Here is a 17,553-nt window from a genome sequence, read left to right as displayed (position 1 = left end):
CCATCATTCTATGACATCTCTATTGCGAGCCTGTTAATGGCCAATATTCTTCTGATTGCTAATTTGAACTGTGACCGTATCCTGCAGCTGGATAAACCTCTACAGACTGGTGGGCGTTTTCATTATCAGGATGGAGGGCAAAGGCTGGGTGGAGGAGGTGCCAATACTGGGTTAGGCTTAGTCTGGGCACATCATAGAGTCGCCTTGGTCAGTCAAGTGGGACGAGATAAGATTGGCGATTGGTTACTGGCGGAGGCGAGTACTCAAGGTATCGAATGTCATCTTATACAAAGACACGATGAAACCAGTAATGAGATGTTATTGGTGATGACGCCGGACGGTGAGCGAACCATTATCAGACCACAGAGACCCATCTTCGAATTAGCTGCACCACCTGTATGGTCCCAGTGGGATGCCGTGTATTTTAACTCATCGGCCGAAGGTGCGGTGAGCTGGGCTAAAACCGCCTTGAACCATAGTTTAGTCTTTGCTCAACTGGCGAAAGATGACAGGCTTAGGCCTTGTCATATATTGATCGCCTCTAAGACGGATATGGCAGGGCGAAGTGACCTATCCCCCTGGGAGTATGGCTTGAGTATAGCTGGGGACTGCCTTAAGCATTTTATCGTTACCGACGGTGCCGATGGCGCTATTCTCTACACTGAAGGTGATATTGAACATGTGGATGCAACTCCCTCCAGTGTTGTCGATACCACAGGGGCCGGTGATGCCTATGCTTCGGGTCTTATTCATGGCATGGCAACTGGATTCTCCATCATTGACGCCATGAAAGAGGGCGCACAATGGGCCGCATTTGCCGTGGCGACGCAAAGCTCAATCCCTGGAGAGGCGTTAAAGACATATCTTGAATTGAATGCTTGAATGTGACCTCTGTTTTCCTAGGAACTAGGAACTAGGAATTTGTCATAAATCTCTCATCCCTTCGCCATCTAGTTGTAACCTTGTCGTTATATCCTAAGCCCATAGAGTTTTTGCATCTCTACTCTTCCACTTATTATTCGTTTTTATCATGTGCTTTGCCCTGCTCCCCAGCAGGGCATTTTTTATCTTAGGTCAGATTGCCCTACTGTCTATTTATCTTGACTTGCAGTAAGTTGATCCATATTAATGCCGAATTCTATGTTCTTCCTTTTTAGGATTTAATTACTGCTATCGAGCCCATTTTCAGGTTAATATTTACATAATTGTTACACTTGTGAGAGTTCTAATTTTCTAATTAGTGGTAACGGGATGTAAACGTATGGGTAATACCGTTTGGAATGATAAGAAGAAGTTCATCTGGATCCTGTCGATTCTACTCTTGAGTGCGTTTCTGTTAACCAGCAGTATCAGTTACCGCGTCGCCCATGATTCCCTAAGCGAGCAGATCGAAGAGAATACCTTGCCACTTACTAGTGACAACATCTACTCCGAAATTCAACAAGATCTGCTGCGACCTATCTTTATCTCCTCTCTGATGGCACAAGATACCTTCGTTCGTGACTGGACTCTGGATGAGGAACAAGATCCGGAAAAGCTGATCCGGTATTTACGCGAGATCCAAGGTAAATACGATACCGTGACCAGTTTTTTTATCTCCGAAAAGAGCAGGAATTATTATCACTCCACTGGGATTCTGAAACAGATCCAAGATACTGAGCCCGACGATGCCTGGTATTTTCGTGTTCGCTCTCTGCCGGAGTCTGAACTTTATGAGATTAATATCGATCCCGATTCGGCAGATAGTAGCCGTACCGTGGTTTATGTAAATTATAAAGTGTTTGATTTTGAGGGTAATTTTATCGGTGTTACTGGAGTTGGCTTGGCAGTCGATAAAGTGAAGAAACTGGTGGAGCTTTATCAGAAAAGATATAACCGTCATGTCTTCTTCGTCGATAGAGAGGGCAAAGTCACTCTAAATGGAGGCTCTTTCACTGGGAGCCAGACACTGCAAGGCACACCGGGGTTAGATAAGCTGGCTACGCGGATTTTAACTAGCCCCAGCGCCTCTCTCTCCTATGTCAGAGACGGTAAGACTGTGTATATCAATAGCCGTTTAGTACCTGAATTTAAATGGTACCTCATCGTTGAGCAGGAGGAGGTGGCAAGTGAGCGTAAGTTATTGACCACTTTCTGGGGAAACTTACTTATTAGCCTGCTGGTCACTATCGGGATTCTGCTCATTGCTAATCTGACCTTGGGTCGCTATCAACGAAAATTAGAACATATGGCTTCGACGGATAAGTTAACCGGAGCCGCTAACCGCCAGATATTTGAAGAGTATTTCGATAAGGCGCTAATTGAAGCCAGTGAAAACCAGACTAGTGTCTCGATAGTGTTGTTGGATATTGATAACTTCAAACGAGTGAATGATAATTATGGTCATAGTATCGGCGATCTCGTGATAAAAACGGTGACTAACATACTCAGAAATCAGCTGCGAGAGCATGATGTTGTCTGTCGTTGGGGTGGGGAGGAGTTTCTGCTGCTGTTGCCTAATATCGAGTTGAGCCACGGCGGGGATATTGCCGAGCGTATACGAGATACCATAGCTAAGCGAAAAATTAGGGTGAATGAGTATGAGCTGAGCGTTACCGTGAGTTTAGGTGTCGCCGAGTATAAACCTAATGAAACCCCTGCCGAGATGATAAATCGCGTCGATGTTGCCCTGTATCAGGCCAAGGAGTGTGGCAGGGATCGTGTGGTGTTATCTCAGTAGCTGGGCAAGATCTCGATAGCCTCTGGCTCAGTTTTGTATTAGCCTACTGAACTTACTATTCGATATTAAGGATCACTTGGATGTCGGCAAAATTGCTGGTTAAACGTTTGTCTGGCCTCTATCTGGGAGAAGAGGTAAGTGATGCCACGGGGGTCTCTAGTGGCATATCCCATAAAAAGTCTTCAGCCTCGCTACGGGTCGAGATCGATCGCGTCATAGGTGATGCTCAAGCCGACCCTAAGCATCATGGTGGCTTAGACAGGGTGCTGCATCATTTCCCCCGGGAGCATTATGGCCAGTATCGTCGCTGGGACATGATGGCTGGTTTTAAAGATGCGCCAGCCATGGGTGAGAACATCAGTACCGTAGGGCTGGATGAGACTCAGGTCAATATCGGTGACGTCATATCCATAGGTGATGTGGAGCTACAGGTAACCCAGCCGAGATCGCCCTGCTTCAAGTTAAATATCCAATTTGGTCATAAAGAATTTGCCTTAACCATGCAGACAAGTGGTTTGTGTGGCTGGTTTTATCGTGTCGTTAAAGCCGGTGAGATCACCCAAGATGCGAGTGTCTATTTGAAAGAGCGTCGCACCGATATCAGTGTGCGAGATGCTATGACAATCTATTTTGCTACCGAATTCGATGCCCAGAGCTATGATCGTCTGGCCTCCTGTGAAGGCCTTGCGGCTTCTTGGGTTAATAGCTTACATCGGCGATTAGACAAACAAAAAATTGAAAATTGGCAGATGCGCCTCATCGGCCCAGTGTAGGGCTAGTGTAAGTAGTTAGACTCATTATGTTAGTCAGAAACGTGTTGTTAATGTGATATTTCAAGGAGAGAAGCGAGTGACAGAGCAAACAGAAGAAGTACAAGAGCTCACCAGAGATGAAATGAACATGGGTATCTTGGTGCAAGTGGCTAGCTTTGCCGGCTACTTGATTCCATTTGGTAGCATACTCGGGCCGCTCATTGTCTGGTTGATGAAGCGTGATGAGATCCCGTTTGTCGATGAATGTGGTCGTAACTGTTTGAACTTTAAGATCAGTATGATCATCTGGGTGATGATAAGTTGTGTGCTGATGTTTGTCGGTATCGGTTTTATTCTGATTGGACTGCTGGCGATAGTGGATATAGTGCTGACGATTATTGCAGCAATGAAGGCCAGTGAAGGGATTAGTTATAAATACCCATTGTCGATCACCTTCATAAAACCACGAACTTAATCAATTTTGACCAATTAGTTTTCTATTGAGTTCCTAGGTTCTAGAACCTAGGAACTCAATCATATTTATACCTTAAATCCTGCCACTAACGTATCTAATCGGCTCGCTAACTGATTCAAAGATTGGCTCGCTTGTGCAGCCGCATGGGCGGTATCGGATGTTCTCTGAGTGATGTCGTTGATCTCGGTGACATTACGATTAATATCTTCCACTACTGTCGATTGCTCTTCCGTTGCTGCAGCCACTTGAATATTCATATCGGTAATATGCCCTATCTGCTCGCTTATGCCTGTCAGCGACTGACTGGCTTCGTCGACGGCGGTGACACCTTCTAGGGAGCGAGCTCTACTCTGGGCCATGGCATCAACAGCACGAGTCGCTTCTGTTTGTAATTTATCAATCATGATCTGCACTTCATTGGTCGAAGTTGCAGTGCGGGAAGCGAGATTTCTTACCTCATCGGCAACGACTGCAAAACCTCGACCCGCTTCACCGGCCCTTGCGGCCTCAATGGCTGCATTGAGTGCCAACAAGTTGGTTTGGTCGGAAACAGCACGAATAACATCTAGAATACTTTCGATAGACTTAGTGTGTGTGGCCAGAGACTCGATGACTTCACCAACTTGTTCAACGTCATCTGAAAGAAGATTGATGGTATCACGAGCGCGGGTCACAACTTCTTGGCCTGTATTAGACTGAGCGTCGGCATTCCTGGCTGTATCGGCGGCCAGGGCCGCATTGCCTGCGATCTCATTGACTGTGGCACCCATCTCGTTGATGGCGGTAACAACCATCATGGTCTGATCTTTCTGCAGCTGGCTATCGGACAGAGTTTGCTGTGCCTGATTGGCGACATCTTTTGCCGACTGACTCAGTTGCTCGCTGGTTTCCCCGACTTCGATAATCGATGCCTGAATCTTGCTGATGAAGCTGTTGAACCCCATGGCTAATTGAGCCAGCTCATCATTCCCCTTAACCGGGAGGCGCTGACGCAGATCGCCTTCACCTTCACCGATATCCTGTAGCATGCTAGCGACTTTAGCTATGGGCTGGCTTATTGAGCTAGCGACTAAGACTGCCAGAGAGATGAGTATGATAGAGATTATCAGGCTCCAGATCAGGATCTGGTAGGCAGATTCTTCGAGCATGGCGAAGACTTCGTTTTGTGGCACCTGGGCAATCAGATACCAGTCCATGGAGGGGATATAGCTGCTGGCGACCAAGATGGTTTGACCATCTTGTTCAATTTTAGTCAGGCTAAATTCATCGCGGTTGAGTAGGTTGTTCGCTTGATTATTGTATATGCCACTCAGATTCCTGCCGATACGGCGAGTATCTTGATGCAGTTTCACCTCGCCCTTAGCGTCGACAAGATAGACGAAGCCGCTCTTTTCAATTTTGAATGAACTGAGCAGGCTAACCATATCGTCTAGTGATTTGGCCAGTCCGACTAAACCACGTCCGTAAGGCTGCTGGTAATTAATAAACAGCTTCACCTCTCCATTGGCTTCGGTGAACACGTTGAGCATACGTTCTTGACCGCTGTTCTTATAGTCGAAGAACCAGGCGTCTTGACCTGGAGTTAACTCTCTCAGGAAACCGTCTTGGGTGTAGTAGGCGGCAGTATCTCTATCGGCGAATGAGGCCTGTGCGAGATCATACTGGCGGGTGATCATCTTCAGCTGATTGACGACCAGAGCCTCTTCGGCTTCGGGCCTGTCATTTTCCAGCCATTGAATCAACATTGGGCTGTTGGCTAGTTGTTCGGCGGCATTCATCAAGGTGGAGATATCCAGCTCAACCTTATTGCGGATCTGCAGCATCATGTTTGGCAGTTCGGAGGTCAACATGCGTTGTTCTATGACTTGTTTAGCGCTGCGTTGACTCAGCACACCAACGAGTATGGTGGATAACAGCACAGCTAACGTGACCGTCAGTAATATCTTCTGTTTGATAGTAAGCATATTTAGTTTCTTTTTTCGCAACTAGTCTGAGATTGAAGTGAAAGCTATCGCGTCAATCTCATTAGGTTTGTGACCCGAGGATCTAAAACTGAGCATAGGCTTGCTTGCTCGATTAGATTTGTTTTATAGGATATGAGTTTCAGATAGAAACTTAGCGTTTGGGTGTTTAGATAACGCTTTTATTAGGGGGTGAGATTATGGTTATTTTTTAGCTTCTATGCAACCTGTTTTTTACAATCTTTACCAAAAAACGCGCCATTAACAGGCGCGTTTTTGAGTGTTTTTTTTAACGGGATTACATATTAGGGTAGTTTGGACCGCCGCCGCCCTCAGGGGTAACCCAAGTGATATTTTGACTCGGATCTTTAATATCACAGGTCTTGCAATGAATGCAGTTTTGTCCGTTGATGACGAACTTGCTCTCACCTTCCTCCTCGACGATCTCATAGACGCCAGCGGGGCAGTAGCGCTGTGCTGGTTCGTCGTATTTCACCAGGTTGATGTCTACAGGAATTCGCTCATCTTTGAGACGAAGATGGCACAGCTGATCTTCCTCATGGAAGGTATTAGACAGGTAAACCGATGACAGCTTATCGAAGCTGAGTTTCCCATCCGGCTTAGGATAATCAATCTTACTATAGGCGCCAACTTCCGCCATCTGTGCGTAGTCGGGTTGCTCATCCCTTAAGGTGATGGGGAACTTACCGCCAAACCAGTTTTGATCGATAAAGTTAAACGCGCCACCTAGATAAGTGCCGAACTTGTGCATAGCCGGGCCGAAATTGCGGGAACTGTATAGTTCTGCCTGTAGCCAACTCTTGTCGAAGCGTTCGTTATAACAATCGAGATCTTTACCGCCTTCGACGCCGGCCTGTAAGGCATGAGCTATGGTCTCGGCAGCCAGCATGCCGCTCTTCATCGCAGTGTGGGTGCCTTTAATCTTGGCGAAGTTCAGGGTTCCTGCGTTACAGCCTATGATGAGGCCACCAGGGAAGGTCATCTTAGGCAGTGAATTTAACCCGCCCTTAGTGATGGCTCTTGCACCATAACTGATGCGCTCACCACCTTGAAGATACTTGGCTATCACAGGATGTTTCTTATAACGCTGAAACTCATCGAAAGGACTCAGGTGCGGATTTTTATAGTTGAGGTCAACGATCAGGCCCACGGCAATTTGGTTATCCTCTAAATGATAGAGGAAGCCACCGCCGGATGCGCCTTCGGTAAGGGGCCAGCCACCAGTATGAACCACTTTACCTAGCTCATGTTGTTCATTGGGTACCTTCCAGATCTCCTTGAAGCCCAGTCCGTAGTGCTGTGGCGTCTTACCGTTATCCAGATGATAATTTTCGATCAATTGCTTACCTAAGTGACCACGGCAACCTTCGCTAAATATGGTGTATTTAGCATGTAGCTCCATGCCAGGCTCATAACTGTCTTTTGGTTTACCATCGGCGCCGACGCCCATGTCGCCGATTATGATGCCTTTGACACTGCTGTCTTCATTGAACAGGAGTTCACTGGCGGGGAAGCCTGGAAATATCTCGACGCCTAACTCTTCGGCGCGTTCGGCTAGCCAGCGGGAGAGGTTGCCGACACTGATTATGTAGTTGCCATCGTTGTGCATGGTTTTAGGCACGAGGGAGTTCGGCATCAGGCGAGCGTTCTGATCTGAACTCAGCATGTAGATTTCGTCGTCAGTGACTAGGGTGTGGAGTGGCGCGCCCTTTTCCTTCCAGTCACTGAATAGTTCTCCGAGTACCTTGGGCTCGAATACCGCTCCTGAAAGAATATGAGCACCGACTTCGGAGCCTTTCTCAACAACACAAACAGTAAGCTCGTTGCCACTGTCCTGGGATATCTGCATCAACCGACACGCCGTTGCTAAACCGGCCGGGCCGGCTCCAACAATGACGACATCGAATTCCATCGATTCGCGTTCCATCACTTCACCTCTAGGTCACTTCTCCCCGTTAAACGGGTGTTTTAATCGTTAACTCCACCTTACATTAAATTCATGTAATGGCACAGAGAATAAACAGTGATTTAAGTCTACTCGGATTCAATAAGAGGTGTGAGCACTGTCACAGATTGTTAACGCTCGGTTGATCCTGAACAAGAAATGCACTTTTAAAACTAGGGAATGAAGACAATAAAGCCTATAATTATTCACTGACGGTTCTCCGAGCTTCTTGTCCTACGTCATCAGATACGGACGCTAAGCCGTGGCAATTACGCCACCGGGGTGTGAAAAGAAATGATCACACCTCCCCAACTTGGAAAGGTGATCATGTCTCAACTACAAGACAAATTTGGTCGAAGGTTTCACTATTTGCGGATGTCGGTGACCGACGTTTGCAATTTCAAATGCACATATTGCCTCCCCGATGGCTACCGTCCCGACGGTCGTGCTCAGTTTCTTGGACTCAATGAAATAGAAAATCTGGTCGGCGCATTCTCTGACGTCGGCACGCAAAAGATCCGCATCACAGGTGGTGAGCCCACCATGCGTAAAGACTTCACCGATATCATCCGTGTGGTTGCCGATAACGACAAGATAAAGACAATCGCAACCACAACCAATGGCTATCGTTTGGAAAAGAATGCCAAAGAGTGGTATGACGCCGGTTTAAGACGCATCAATGTGTCGATAGACAGCTTAGATCCCCGTATGTTTTATCAGATCACGGGTCAAAATAAGTTTGATGAGGTGATGCGAGGTGTCGATGCAGCTCTAGAAGCCGGTTTCGAACGGGTAAAAATCAATGCGGTATTACTCAAGGGATTAAACGATAAAGATCTGCCAAGGTTTCTGCACTGGATTAAAAACACGCCCATAGATCTGCGTTTCATCGAATTGATGGAGACAGGTTTAGGTCATGATTATTTCAAGGCACACCATCTTGCCGGAGCCGATATCAGAACCTCTTTGGTTGAAGATGGCTGGAGCTTAGATACACCTGCGGTAGATGATGGTCCCGCGCAAAACTTCAGTCGTGACGACCATAAGGGACGCATCGGCTTGATCATGCCCTACGATAATCACTTCTGCGCCAGCTGTAATCGCTTGAGAGTATCGGCAAAAGGTAAGCTGCACTTATGTCTGTTTACCGAAAACGGTGTCGATCTTAGAGATCTGTTACAGCATCAAGATCAAAGGGCTGAGCTGGTCGAGCGACTCCATGGTCAGCTAGCCGCTAAGAAGGAGACTCATTTCCTTCACGATGGCATTACCGGTGTGACCCAACACTTAGCCTCCATAGGTGGCTAATCCTCTGTTGCAGCCTGATTGGAGTATTACCTGATGCATCATGATTCGGTAATACTTAGTGTTAGGCCTCAGATATAATTTCTACATTCATTTTTTAAGTGATTATCAAACAAGAGTCACATGCAAGGCATGGAGTTTGTCACTCTTTGATGCTTGTGAGAAAAGTAATTGCCGAATAAATTAAGGTTAAATCTAATGAGCAGTGAATTTACCCATATCAATGCCGATGGCAATGCCCATATGGTTGATGTGACAGATAAAGCAGTCACAGAGAGAGAAGCTAGAGCCGAGTCCTATATAGAGATGGCAGCGGAAACTCTGGAGATGATCATGAGCGGAAGTCATCACAAGGGTGATGTGTTCGCCACTGCACGTATTGCAGGCATTCAGGCGGCGAAGAAGACATCGGATCTTATTCCTCTTTGCCACCCTCTGATGTTGACCAAGGTGGAAGTTGAACTCGAAGCTCAGCCTGAATTTAGCCGGGTACGTATTACCAGTCTTTGTAAGTTATCGGGTAAAACCGGTGTCGAGATGGAGGCCTTAACGGCGGCATCTGTGGCGGCTCTGACCATCTATGATATGTGCAAAGCGGTACAGAAAGATATGGTGATATCCCAGACGCGTTTGCTAGAAAAACGTGGTGGTAAATCGGGTCATTTTAAGGTTTAAGTCGCTCAGTTTTTGAAGGTATATTAAAGATGATAAACGTACTTTTTTTTGCTCAGGTTCGTGAGCTATTAGGTCAGAGTACACTAGCCGTAAAAGCCAGTGAGTCGACTGTGACAGCAGAAGACCTGCGCGCACAACTTGCCGCAAAAGATGATAAATGGGGTAAAGTATTAGCCTCTGATAAGTTACTGGTCGCGGTCAATCAGACTATTAGTAGCTGGGATACTCCGGTTGAAGATGGTGATGAGGTTGCCTTCTTTCCTCCTGTGACAGGAGGTTAATATGGCAACTGAGTTAAATGCTGTCAGAGTTCAGACTGAAGATTTTAGTGTGCCCTATGAGTATGCGCTGATCGCAGGTGATAATAGCGATGGCGCCGTGGTGACTTTCGTCGGTAAGGTGCGCGACTTTAACGATGGCAGCGCGGTGACCGACCTGACCTTAGAACACTATCCTGGCATGACCGAAGCTGTGCTTAATCAAATCGCCATAGAGGCTCGTGAGCGTTGGCCTTTAAATCATGTCACCATCATTCATCGTGTCGGCACTATGGCTTTGGGTGAGCAAATCGTCTTTATTGGTGTCACCAGTGCGCACCGAAAAGCGGCGTTTGCCGCCTGCGAATTTCTTATCGATTTCCTCAAGACTAAGGCGCCTTTCTGGAAGCTTGAGGCGGGCGACAAGGGCGCAAACTGGGTAGAGGCTAAAAATGCTGACGATCAAGCCGCCAAAATGTGGGAAAAAGAGTAACTCTAAGGGATAAAGAATAAATTTGGCCCTCACTTGTAGTCAACCAAAGTAAGGAAAGGCAATGAAGCACTGGTTTAAGCTAGTATCTGTATGTGTGGTGTTAGTGTCTAGTTTGGTATCTGTACCGGCTAGGAGTGATGATGTTCCGCCGATCGCCGCAGCATCGAATATCAAGTTTGCCCTCGATGAGATCGCTAACCTGTTTACCCAAGATACGGGTCGTAAGGTCAATGTTTCCTACGGCTCTTCGGGAAATTTCGTCGCCCAGATCCGGCACGGTGCCCCTTTCCAACTATTCCTCTCTGCCGATGAGAAGTATATTCACCAGCTACAGAAGTTCGATACCAGCTTAGATGAAGGCGTCCTCTATGCGGTGGGCCGACTCGCTATCGCCGCACCTAAATATTCCCCGCTAGAACTCGATCCTGAATTAGAGGGATTAAAATCCCTGCTAAAAGCGGGTAAGTTGCAGAGATTTGCCATCGCAAATCCAGATCATGCTCCTTACGGCGAGCGTGCCCGAGAAGTTCTCCAGGGGCTTGGGTTATGGGATAGCCTTAAGTCTAAGCTTATCTACGGGGAGAATGTCTCCCAGGCGGCACAGTTTGCCGTGAGTGGCTCAACTCAAGGGGGCTTATCGCCTTGTCTCTGGCTATCGCCCCACAGTTCCAGGCCATGGGGCACTATAGAGTGATCCCCGAAGAGTTACACACTCCCCTTACGCAGCGCATGATATTGACCAAGAAGGCGGGAGAAACTGCTAAAGCATTTTATCAATATCTTCAGTCTGACAGTGCCCGTCAGATATTCAGTGACTTTGGATTCGGTTTGCCAGATCTGGATGCATCAAAGCCTGCTAAATCTAAGTCAGTTGAACCTGAGTCAGTTGGATCAGAACAGTTTCAACCAGAGACAGGTAGCTAGTCTATGGATTGGGAAGCCCTCTGGTTATCGATTAAGCTAAGCTGCGTTACCGTTATCATCTTGATCCCCTTTGCTATCTTGGCGAGTCGTTTTCTGGCCTATCATAACTTCACTGGTAAATCTTGGGTTGAAGCCTTGATCATGGTGCCTCTGGTGTTGCCACCGACTGTGATAGGTTATTACCTGCTGGTGGGATTGGGCAGCCAGTCCTGGCTTGGACGTTTCCTGGAGCAGGTATTAGGTCAACAATTGGTATTTCACTTTTCTGGTTTGGTGGTTGCCTCGATCATAGTCAATATTCCTTTCGCCATTCAGCCGATCCAACGCGCCTTCGAATCTGTCCCCCAAGAGGTTCGCGATGCAGCGGCCTGTTGTGGCATGAGTCCCTTAAAAATACTCTTCAAAATTGAACTGCCTCTGGTGTGGCCTGGGGTATTAACCGCACTAGTGCTGTGCTTCTCCCATGTCTTGGGAGAATTCGGTGTGGTCTTGATGATGGGCGGTAATATTGCTGGTGAGACGAAGACCGTGGCTATCTCAATTTACGACAGTGTGCAGGCATTTGACTTTGCCAGCGCCGGGCAGATGTCCTTAGTGCTGCTACTATTTGCCATCACAGTGCTTGCGCTGACGACAAGCATGTCGAGAAGATTAGGGAGAGCGCATGGCTCGAGACATAGTTAATTCAACTTGGCTTGATGCTCAGTTTCCTTCCCGTGTGCTCGAGCAAATAAGGGAGAGGGTATAGTGCAAGACATTGCCGACCTTTACTGTCGCATCAAACAAGAGAAACATATCAAGCTAGATGCCGAATTTACCTGTAAGGCGGGTGAGATGTTGGCGGTTGTCGGCCCTTCTGGCGGCGGGAAATCGACCTTACTACGTATGATTGCCGGCCTCAATCAGCCTGAATCGGGCGAGATACATTATGGGGACCGAGTCTGGTATGACAGTGATAAAAAGCTAAGTCTATCACCCCAGCGGCGGCATTTAGGCTATGTGCCCCAGCATTTTGGTTTGTTTCCTAATTTAACCGCCATGGAAAATGTGGTGGCCGCACTGGATCATATTCCCAAGTCGGAACGTAAGCCTAGGGCTAAAGAGTGGCTCGAACGGGTGAATTTGCATGGTTTGCCGGATCGTTTACCCGCAAATCTATCGGGTGGTCAGCGTCAGAGGGTCGCACTGGCGAGGGCTCTGGCCCGAGAACCTTCGGTATTATTACTCGATGAGCCTTTCTCTGCAGTCGATAGGGAAACCCGCGAACGCCTCTATTTAGAGCTGGCCAGGTTAAAAGAGCAGTTGGCTATTCCTGTGATAATGGTGACTCACGATCTTAACGAGGCTTTGCTGTTGGCGGATAAAATGATTCTTATCAGTCAGGGAAAGATGCTGCAACAAGGTCGACCCCATGATGTATTAGTGCGTCCTCGCAACGAAGCCGTGGCCAAGCAAATGGGGCTACGTAACATTTTCGATGCCTGTGTGATAGCTCAGGAAGAAGAGCGACAGATAACTTGGCTTAAATTTGGTGAGCACCTCATTGCCAGTACCTATTTTGAACATCTGGATGTGGGAGCTAAGGTGCGCTGGGTTATTCCCAATCAAGGGGTGAGATTCAATTCGATCAAGAAAGGCCGACTGTGCAAAAGTTTCAATAAGCTGGATATCACCATAGAGTCTATGTTGACCATGGGCGAAAGCGTCAGGATCATCGCGAGTGTGAGAGGAGTTCGCCACCAGATCAACGCCGAGGTGCCTCTCTATCTTGCGCAAAAACTTGAGCTGGTTAAAGGTGTAGAAACGACAGTGGCACTCAAGTCTGAACTCATTCATATCTTAGAGCCTGCTTAGGGCCTGTTATTTTTCATGAAAGGTAAACAGGCTCTAGCACCTATCTTTATGATCAAACATTAATCTTGATTCCATCAGGGCTTTATAGTCATTCGCCTAAAATTGGCATTAACTAAAAGGGGATCAAGTCATGTATAAGAAATTTACTGGTTCAATTATTTTATCCTGTGTACTCACGCTACCTGCGTTTGCGGCATACAATGGCCCGGGGGTAAGCACCCAAGCAAAAAATGCTGCCGATGCCAGTAAGGCTAAAGATGACACTCCAGTGGTACTGACGGGTCATCTGATAAAGAGTTTGGGTGATGAGAAATACCTGTTTCGCGATGATTCGGGGAAAGTCGAAGTCGAGATCGATAATGCTCTCTGGCGTGACATCGAGGTATCTAGCGACACCACAGTCACTTTGAAAGGCGAGGTTGATGATGATTGGCAAGGTATTGAAATTGAGATTGACAGCATAGAGTTAGTGGCGGAATAACCGATTGTGTCCGGTCAGTTCATTTGGGTTAAGTTCTGTCGAGTTCATTTTTATTGAGCTTATTTCTTGAATCGTAGCTGCTTCAATGTGTGAAGCTGATAGCAAGATTTCCTAGGTTAATCATCGACGAGTTAGATTGAATTAACTGTTCTTGATTTAATGCGATAAGATAGCAATATCGTAGATTTTACTGGAGGAGCCATGGCTCGTTGGTTAGTTGGTTTAGTGCTCATTTCATCATCAGGTTTTTCGGTAGCAGCTTGGGCCGAAACATCGATTCTTGAACTACTTTCCGATGAGGGAAACCTCACTCCCCAGGCATTTTTATTACAAGTTGAGCAAGAGTATCCTGGCATCATCTCAGAGTTTGAGATAGATGTGGTAAATGGTGAGCTCATCTATGAGTTGAGTATGATAGATACCAGCGCCGAGACCATTACCGAATTTGAATTCAGGGCTAAAGACGGACGCTTGGTAACACAGGAAGTCGCAAGATTAGAAGCCGACGATCGCGATGAACTCATCGCCGTTAACTTGATGGAAGATAAATCACTGACTTTCTACACCCTGGTGGATAAGGCCATGAAAGACAAACAAGCATTTATACTCGAAGCACAACTGGATCATGATCTCGGCATCAGTTATTTGGAATTGAAACTTATCAATGTCGATGGTAAGAGTAAATTAGCCTTCGATATTAAGACTCTACGCCCTTTACCTCTGCTTAAATGGAACTAAGTTACTACCATGAAAATTTTACTCGTTGAAGATGATACGACCACAATCGAATATGTGGTTAAAGGATTTATTGAGCAGGGGCACAATATAGAGACGGCCAGTGATGGCCATCAAGGTTTGCTGCTTGCCACTAGCATGAAATATGATCTGGTGATCTTGGATCGTATGCTGCCCCAGCTTGATGGACTCAAGTTACTGGCTGCCTTAAGGGCTACGGGTAGTCAGACTCCGGTGTTAATCCTGTCTGCACTCAGCCATGTGGACGAGAGAGTCAAAGGCTTACGTGCCGGTGGTGATGATTACATGACTAAGCCATTTGCCTTCTCTGAGCTATTGGTACGAGCCGAAAAATTAATGCAGCGAGGCTTATCCCAGCCAACAGAGACCGAATTATCGGTAGGCAACCTGGTGATGGAACTGCTAACCCGTAAGGTGACGCTAGATGGTAGCGAGCTTATGTTACAGCCTAAGGAGTTCCAGCTACTCAAGTATTTGATGGAGCACCCTAATCAGGTGATCAGCCGTACTTTACTGTTTGAAGCAGTATGGGATTATCACTTCGATCCTCGCACCAATGTTATCGATGTACACATAGCTAAGCTCAGACGTAAGTTTGAAGAACTGGGCTTCGGTGAGTTGATCGAGACCGTCAGAGGTGCTGGCTATCGCCTCCGTGAAGGGCATTAAGCCATACCAGAGTAGTGCGTGGCGCATTACCATTATTTTTTCTGCTCTTGTGACTCTGATTATCGGTACCTTGCTGTTTGGCATGTACCGCCAATTAATGAATGAGCAGGAGTTGCAAACAGATCAACATCTCGCGTCTGAAAAGGCGCGCTATCAGCAGATGGCGCTGACGCTAGACCGCAGAAGTTTCGGTATTCAAGTTAAAACTGCCGATCCCAATACCGCCTTAGTGGTATGGCGTAACTCATTCGATCTCGTGGGCGCGTTAAGCTTGATCCCCGACGATATGCCGCTCTTGCCCCTGACCCGTGAGTTTCCTATCCTAACTGGTGGCCCGGATAAGCTACATATTTTGACCGGTGGCCTGGTGGTCACTCGTTATGGGCCGGTATTGATTGCGACCCGTACCGATCAATTAGGCACTCTTATTGAGCGCTTCGTCAATGTGGCAATTACGGCCCTGATGTTGACAATTGTGCTTACTTTGGCGCTAGGTTACCTGTTTTCTAAGGCGATTTTGCGTAGGTTGGTGCAATATAACCGATTGAGTCGATTGATTGAGAAAGGCGAATACTCTACACGCCTACCTGTGAGTTGGCGTCAAGATGAGTTCGATATGTTGGCACGAAAATTTAACGGTGTACTCGATACGCTGGAGAATAACCTGACTGCAGTTCGTGGAGCGACGGATAATATTGCCCATGATCTCAGAACGCCGCTTTCTCATCTAAGGATCGGTTTGGAACAACTTCCGGACAAGACCTCACAGGAGTTACCCGAAGCCTGCGCTATCTTGACTGAAGAGCTAGATCACTGTCTGGCGACGTTCGATGCCATGTTGTCTCTGACACGGATAGAAGAGGGCCAGCAGACGTTGGAACTACAGGATCTGAGCATCAAGGATATGTGTGAAGATCTATTCGAGATGGCTGAGGCGATGGCCGAGTTGAATCAACAGAAGCTATTACTCTCGACGGGGGAAGATATTAAGGTGACGGGGGATAAGTATCTGCTGTTTCAGGCACTATTTAATCTGGTGGATAACGCGATCAAGTATGCCGGTGATGGCGCGACTATAGAGATAGTGCAAGCGGGTAGAGAGATTCAGATCCGTGATAATGGACCTGGAATTCCTAACGAGGCAACAGAAAAAGTATTCGAACGCTTGGTACGGCTTGATCCGAGTCGACATAATAAGGGCACGGGCCTAGGTCTGTCTTTGGTGAAAGCGATACTCGCCAGACATAATGCCAAGGTGACGCTCAGCGATAACCAGCCTGGTTTAGTGGTCCGTATTAACTTTTAAGTGCCTGCCGTGTGACAGCTACAAGCTTCTTAAGTTTTGTCGGTTTAGTAGTAAGGTAATGATAGAGAATGGGAAAAACAATGGGTGCTAGTCAATGTATCAAATAGTCGCCGATGAAGATGATTTCTTAGTGATCGCTAAATCTGCCAATGTTCATTTTCATAGCCAAGATGGCTCTGCCGGGGTGATGGCAAGATTGGAGCAAGATCTGGTTATCAAGCTCTACTCTGTGCATAGGCTAGATAGTCTGACTTCGGGACTACTCCTGTTTGCTAAAAGCAGTCGCGCTGCGGCTGAATTCACCGAGCTATTTACCCAGCATAAGGTACAAAAATACTATGTTGCCTTAGCTAAGGGGAAACCGAAGAAGAAACAGGGTTGGGTGGTTGGCGATATGGCCAAATCCAGACGTAGCATGTACAAGCTGCTGCGCACCACAGAAAATCCGGCGTTAACGCAATTTTTCTCTCAATCTGTGGCCGAGGGTCTACGCTTGTATCTGCTAAAGCCTTTAAGCGGTAAAACTCACCAGCTTAGAGTCGCCTTGGCAAGCATAGGAGTCCCTATCTTAGGGGATAAACTTTATGGAGGCGCAGAATCTGATAGAGGTTATCTGCATGCCTTTAGCTTAAGTTTTAGCTTTGGTGGTAAGGAGTATCGATACTTGAGTTACCCATCACAAGGAGAGGCATTTACCGCTGCGGATACCATAAAGCAGTTGCAAATATGGTCTGAGCCTGAGAAATTAAGCTGGCCTAAACGAAAATGATGTTATTAAGGGAGAATTTTTCATGGATACAAATAAACTACTGCTAATTATCATTGCGATTCTATTGCCACCTGTTGCAGTATTTTTAAAGTCGGGTGTGGGCAAAGATCTGCTTATCAACATCATCTTATGCATACTCTTCTTCATTCCTGGTTTACTGCATGCATTATGGGTCGTGACTAAGTAGTTTC

General features: G+C 46.9%; 18 protein-coding genes, 1 pseudogene and 1 riboswitch. Of the genes and pseudogenes, 17 read left to right on the top strand and 2 right to left on the bottom strand.

Annotated features, from left to right (window positions below; all coding sequences use genetic code 11):
• Nucleotides 1–36: 36 nt before the first annotated feature.
• The 4 genes from FM037_RS27335 (at nt 37) to FM037_RS27320 (ending at nt 3,946) form a co-directional block, all read left to right on the top strand.
• Complete coding sequence (locus tag FM037_RS27335; protein ID WP_144048584.1) at nt 37–882, top strand: PfkB family carbohydrate kinase; 846 nt, start codon at nt 37–39, stop codon at nt 880–882.
• 379 nt (nt 883–1,261) lie between these two features.
• Entirely contained in the window at nt 1,262–2,719 is a 1,458-nt protein-coding gene (locus tag FM037_RS27330) for a sensor domain-containing diguanylate cyclase (RefSeq protein WP_144048583.1), read from the top strand.
• Nucleotides 2,720–2,799: 80 nt separating this feature from the next.
• On the top strand, nt 2,800–3,492 hold the full coding sequence (locus FM037_RS27325; RefSeq protein WP_144048582.1) for an MOSC domain-containing protein: 693 nt from the start codon (nt 2,800–2,802) through the stop codon (nt 3,490–3,492).
• A gap of 127 nt (nt 3,493–3,619) precedes the next feature.
• Nucleotides 3,620–3,946 carry a DUF4870 domain-containing protein gene (locus FM037_RS27320; protein WP_185977098.1) on the top strand — a complete coding sequence of 109 codons (327 nt, stop codon included), beginning with the start codon at nt 3,620–3,622 and terminating at the stop codon, nt 3,944–3,946.
• A 65-nt stretch (nt 3,947–4,011) separates the two neighbouring features.
• Here the strand turns inward: FM037_RS27320 and FM037_RS27315 are convergent, their stop codons facing one another.
• Together FM037_RS27315 and FM037_RS27310 are read right to left on the bottom strand one after the other, a co-directional pair.
• Nucleotides 4,012–5,910, bottom strand: a complete 1,899-nt coding sequence (locus FM037_RS27315) for a methyl-accepting chemotaxis protein (RefSeq protein ID WP_144048581.1) — start codon at nt 5,908–5,910, stop codon at nt 4,012–4,014.
• A gap of 295 nt (nt 5,911–6,205) precedes the next feature.
• On the bottom strand, nt 6,206–7,855 hold the full coding sequence (locus FM037_RS27310; RefSeq protein ID WP_144048580.1) for an electron transfer flavoprotein-ubiquinone oxidoreductase: 1,650 nt from the start codon (nt 7,853–7,855) through the stop codon (nt 6,206–6,208).
• A gap of 224 nt (nt 7,856–8,079) precedes the next feature.
• A riboswitch (molybdenum cofactor riboswitch) is annotated at nt 8,080–8,213 on the top strand.
• Between FM037_RS27310 and moaA the strand changes: the two genes are divergently transcribed.
• The 13 genes and pseudogenes from moaA to FM037_RS27245 all read left to right on the top strand — a co-directional run bounded on the left by moaA (nt 8,201) and on the right by FM037_RS27245 (nt 17,549).
• The gene (gene moaA, locus FM037_RS27305; protein ID WP_144048579.1) at nt 8,201–9,181 is read left to right on the top strand and encodes a GTP 3',8-cyclase MoaA; all 981 of its coding nucleotides are present in this window, start codon (nt 8,201–8,203) and stop codon (nt 9,179–9,181) included. Its footprint overlaps the riboswitch before it by 13 nt.
• 195 nt (nt 9,182–9,376) lie before the next feature.
• Nucleotides 9,377–9,853, top strand: coding sequence for a cyclic pyranopterin monophosphate synthase MoaC (gene moaC / locus FM037_RS27300; protein WP_144048578.1), 477 nt, complete (start codon nt 9,377–9,379; stop codon nt 9,851–9,853).
• 29 nt (nt 9,854–9,882) lie between these two features.
• Nucleotides 9,883–10,134: a molybdopterin synthase sulfur carrier subunit gene (moaD, locus tag FM037_RS27295; RefSeq protein WP_144048577.1), complete on the top strand. Its 252-nt coding sequence runs from the start codon at nt 9,883–9,885 to the stop codon at nt 10,132–10,134.
• Nucleotide 10,135: 1 nt separating this feature from the next.
• Entirely contained in the window at nt 10,136–10,603 is a 468-nt protein-coding gene (moaE, locus tag FM037_RS27290; protein WP_144048576.1) for a molybdopterin synthase catalytic subunit MoaE, read from the top strand.
• Between the two features lie 61 nt (nt 10,604–10,664).
• Nucleotides 10,665–11,527 (top strand): annotated as a pseudogene (modA, locus tag FM037_RS27285) (molybdate ABC transporter substrate-binding protein).
• A gap of 3 nt (nt 11,528–11,530) precedes the next feature.
• Entirely contained in the window at nt 11,531–12,211 is a 681-nt protein-coding gene (modB, locus tag FM037_RS27280; protein ID WP_144048575.1) for a molybdate ABC transporter permease subunit, read from the top strand.
• A gap of 60 nt (nt 12,212–12,271) precedes the next feature.
• Nucleotides 12,272–13,381, top strand: a complete 1,110-nt coding sequence (locus FM037_RS27275; RefSeq protein WP_144048574.1) for an ABC transporter ATP-binding protein — start codon at nt 12,272–12,274, stop codon at nt 13,379–13,381.
• Nucleotides 13,382–13,511: 130 nt separating this feature from the next.
• Nucleotides 13,512–13,862, top strand: a complete 351-nt coding sequence (locus FM037_RS27270; RefSeq protein WP_144048573.1) for a NirD/YgiW/YdeI family stress tolerance protein — start codon at nt 13,512–13,514, stop codon at nt 13,860–13,862.
• Between the two features lie 201 nt (nt 13,863–14,063).
• On the top strand, nt 14,064–14,600 hold the full coding sequence (locus tag FM037_RS27265) for a PepSY domain-containing protein (RefSeq protein WP_144048572.1): 537 nt from the start codon (nt 14,064–14,066) through the stop codon (nt 14,598–14,600).
• 9 nt (nt 14,601–14,609) lie between these two features.
• The gene (locus tag FM037_RS27260) at nt 14,610–15,287 is read left to right on the top strand and encodes a response regulator transcription factor (protein WP_144048571.1); all 678 of its coding nucleotides are present in this window, start codon (nt 14,610–14,612) and stop codon (nt 15,285–15,287) included.
• Between the two features lie 49 nt (nt 15,288–15,336).
• Nucleotides 15,337–16,593 carry a sensor histidine kinase gene (locus tag FM037_RS27255; protein ID WP_185977097.1) on the top strand — a complete coding sequence of 419 codons (1,257 nt, stop codon included), beginning with the start codon at nt 15,337–15,339 and terminating at the stop codon, nt 16,591–16,593.
• 94 nt (nt 16,594–16,687) lie between these two features.
• Nucleotides 16,688–17,362: a TIGR01621 family pseudouridine synthase gene (locus tag FM037_RS27250; protein WP_144048570.1), complete on the top strand. Its 675-nt coding sequence runs from the start codon at nt 16,688–16,690 to the stop codon at nt 17,360–17,362.
• Between the two features lie 22 nt (nt 17,363–17,384).
• Nucleotides 17,385–17,549, top strand: coding sequence for a YqaE/Pmp3 family membrane protein (locus FM037_RS27245; protein WP_144048569.1), 165 nt, complete (start codon nt 17,385–17,387; stop codon nt 17,547–17,549).
• The last annotated feature ends 4 nt before the right edge of the window (nt 17,550–17,553 follow it).

It is taken from the genome of Shewanella psychropiezotolerans (genome assembly GCF_007197555.1).
Classification (GTDB): Bacteria; Pseudomonadota; Gammaproteobacteria; order Enterobacterales; family Shewanellaceae; genus Shewanella; species Shewanella psychropiezotolerans.
The sequence above is the reverse complement of the archived record's forward strand: the minus strand, read 5'-3'. Positions and strand labels throughout refer to the sequence as shown.